The organism is Antrihabitans spumae (assembly GCF_043944905.1).
GTDB lineage: Bacteria > Actinomycetota > Actinomycetes > Mycobacteriales > Mycobacteriaceae > Antrihabitans > Antrihabitans spumae.
In genome coordinates this window covers 1-2,837 of sequence record NZ_JBIMSN010000112.1, presented here as the reverse complement: position 1 = coordinate 2,837, position 2,837 = coordinate 1, and the positions used below count along the sequence as shown (strand labels likewise).

Here is a 2,837-nt window from a genome sequence, read left to right as displayed (position 1 = left end):
CACCCCATTTTCACCCCAGCAGCGCGTCCGGAGGGCACCTTTAACTCACGAGCGGCGGAGCCGCCTACTCCCCGAGCACGTCCTTCGCACGACCGACGATCAGCGGATCGGCCGTTCCGACGACCTCTTCGTCCTTGTTCTCGTAGTCGAACTTGCCGAGTACGTGCCGCATGGCATTGACCCGTGCGCGCTTCTTGTCGTTGCTCTTCACCACGGTCCATGGTGCGAAATCGGTGTCTGTGTGGCGGAAGCTTTCTTCCTTGGCCGCCGTGTATTGCTCCCACTTGTCGAGTGAGGCCAGATCCATCGGCGACAGTTTCCACTGCCGAACGGGGTCGACCTGACGGATCGCGAAGCGGGTGCGCTGCTCGAGTTGCGACACCGAGAACCAGAACTTCACCAGGTCTATGCCGTCGTCGACGAGCATCTGCTCGAACAGAGGCGTCTGCCGGACGAATCGCGCGTGCTGTTCGTCGGTGCAGAACCCCATCACCCGTTCGACACCTGCGCGGTTGTACCAAGACCGATCGAAGAAGACCATCTCCCCTGCCGCGGGAAGGTGATCGACGTACCGCTGGAAGTACCACTGCGACGACTCGCGCGCCGACGGCTTCTCCAACGCGACGACCTGCGCTCCGCGAGGGTTGAGATGCTCCATGAAGCGCTTGATCGTGCCGCCCTTGCCAGCCGCGTCACGTCCTTCGAAGACGAAAACCAGACGCCGACCGGTTGCCTTCGTCCAGTTCTGCAACTTGAGCAACTCGATCTGCAGCAACCGCTTCGTCATCTCGTACTCCTGGCGCGACATCCGCTCGTCGTACGGGTAGTCCTCGCGCCACGTGTCGACGATCGCGCCTTCCGGATGCGTGAGGAGGATCGGATCGTCGTCGTCATCGTCGTTCACCACGAAACCACTGGTATTCGACAGATCGACGGCTGTACGCAGATCCCCGACCGCGCTCACGTAGCGACGTTCGGACAGTTGATCAGGTCCATCGAGGGCGGTCACGGTTGAAGAAGTTAGCGTTTGCACACGACCGATCGGTGACGAGCCGGTGAACGGTGGACTTCGGTTTCCCACTCGTAGCGGGGTGAGTTCAGGGTCGAAATCGGGGGAAGTCCCGATGTGGCTGAGCTGGCCTGTCCCGCAAACTCGGTGTCATGACATTCGAATCCCAGCCCACCCGCCCCTTCGTCCGCTCGAGTGAGAACAAGATGGTTGCCGGCGTGTGCGCCGGCGTCGCCGAGTACTCCAACCTCGACGTCAACCTGGTCCGCGCACTCACCGTCGTCGGTGCGCTCATTTCGTTCGGCACCGTCGCACTTGTCTACATCGCCGCGTGGATGCTGATGCCACAGGCCTGATCGACAGCTAGGAACCGACTCCGGCAGCCCCGATTGCGCCCGTCAGGGTCCGCGTGAGAACTCTGATCACGTCGTCGAGGGCGGGCCGGGGCTCGGAGATACTCCAGTCGTAGATGACGTAGTTGACTGCTCCGAGCAAGGCGCTCACCCGCATCGCGTAGTCACCGGCTGGGATCTCACCGTGCGTCGCGGCCTCTTCCGCGACGCCGGCAAGCATCGCGCCCCACACTTTGCGCTGCTGTAACCGGTATTGCTCCATCCGAGGGCTTGCGCCGACGGACTCGACGATCGCAACCTTCGCGCGACGCGGATCAGCACCAACGGATTCGATGTACGCGCGGACTGCAGCTTCGATCATCTGGGCGACGCCGGCGTCGAGCGTAGCTGCGAGGGCGCAGGCGACCGCGTCCCGTGATGCCCCTTCGATCTCGTCGAACAGTTCCATCAGCAGCGCTTCTCGGCTGGAGAACTCTTCGTAGAACTGGCGGGAAGACAACCCGGCGTCCTTGCAGATGGCACCGACCGAGCTGTTGGCGTAGCCATCACGAGCGAACAAGGTCAGACCGGAGTTCACGAAGCGGGCGCGCCGTTCGCGCTGCCGGTCTTCGATGGCTTGGCCGCGGTACGTCCGGCCGACTGTTTCCTGTGACATTGCCCAAAGATGATACCGAACGTCGGGTTCATAGCGCCATACCGAACTTCACGACCGTTCTGAATGCCAACGATTCGGCATGCAAACAGCATTTACGCCAGGAAACGCAACAGGCCGATCACCCTTAGGTGATCGGCCTGTCGAAGTTCGCCAGAGATCCTCCAGCCGAACGCGGACCCTATGCCGCCGAGCCCGACGCAAGCAGGCTGAGCAGGGTGGTAAGGAAGCCGAAATCCATCCGAATATCTCCGTTTCGTCCGAGTCGCGAGACGAATCCCGAGACCACGATCCGCCGTATGCGGACGCCTAGACGCTACAAAACGAAATATCCGAATGCACGGCTCGAACTAAATGTTCACTCCTCGTTCATACACAGATTCGGCGAGCACACAATGTGCCCCGACCCCGAATCTGTTATCGGTGCGCGACTCTGGGAGGAATGCGTATTCCTTTACGAGGAAGCAGATCCCGAGCCGCCGAGCGCCTGCAAGAATTCGAGGAGAGTGGTGAGGACGTCAAGGTCTTCGATGCTACCCACAGTTGGGCTCCATTCTTCGAGGGGTGTGAATACTTTTTCGAACGGCAATTGCCGCGTGCCCAACGCTATTAATCAGCGGTCACGAAAGCTATAGATATCCAATATTCTTCGAGACTTTTACTGTCCGAAAGAACGTGACCCGTGCCACATTTGTGCATCGTTTCGACTGTGGCGGTCGGTAGTAGCTGCCATAACCGGCACGCCCTCCAGCTGGGTCCCAGCTAACCCAGATCTTTCTCCGGGCTGACGTGCCGGCTTGATCTGTTTCGGATTGGGTTTTCG

The 2,837-nt window shown here is 60.5% G+C and carries 3 protein-coding genes; 1 reads left to right on the top strand and 2 read right to left on the bottom strand.

Annotated features, from left to right (window positions below; genetic code table 11):
- Positions 1-64 precede the first annotated feature (64 nt).
- On the bottom strand, positions 65-982 hold the full coding sequence (gene ppk2, locus ACHIRB_RS23325) for a polyphosphate kinase 2 (protein WP_395125308.1): 918 nt from the start codon (positions 980-982) through the stop codon (positions 65-67).
- A 179-nt stretch (positions 983-1,161) separates the two neighbouring features.
- On the opposite strand from ppk2, the gene ACHIRB_RS23320 reads away from it, so the two are divergent.
- The gene (locus ACHIRB_RS23320) at positions 1,162-1,365 is read left to right on the top strand and encodes a PspC domain-containing protein (protein ID WP_199704398.1); all 204 of its coding nucleotides are present in this window, start codon (positions 1,162-1,164) and stop codon (positions 1,363-1,365) included.
- A gap of 7 nt (positions 1,366-1,372) precedes the next feature.
- On the opposite strand, the gene ACHIRB_RS23315 is transcribed toward ACHIRB_RS23320, so the two are convergent.
- Positions 1,373-2,017, bottom strand: a complete 645-nt coding sequence (locus ACHIRB_RS23315; protein ID WP_395118341.1) for a TetR/AcrR family transcriptional regulator — start codon at positions 2,015-2,017, stop codon at positions 1,373-1,375.
- Between the last annotated feature and the right edge of the window lie 820 nt (positions 2,018-2,837).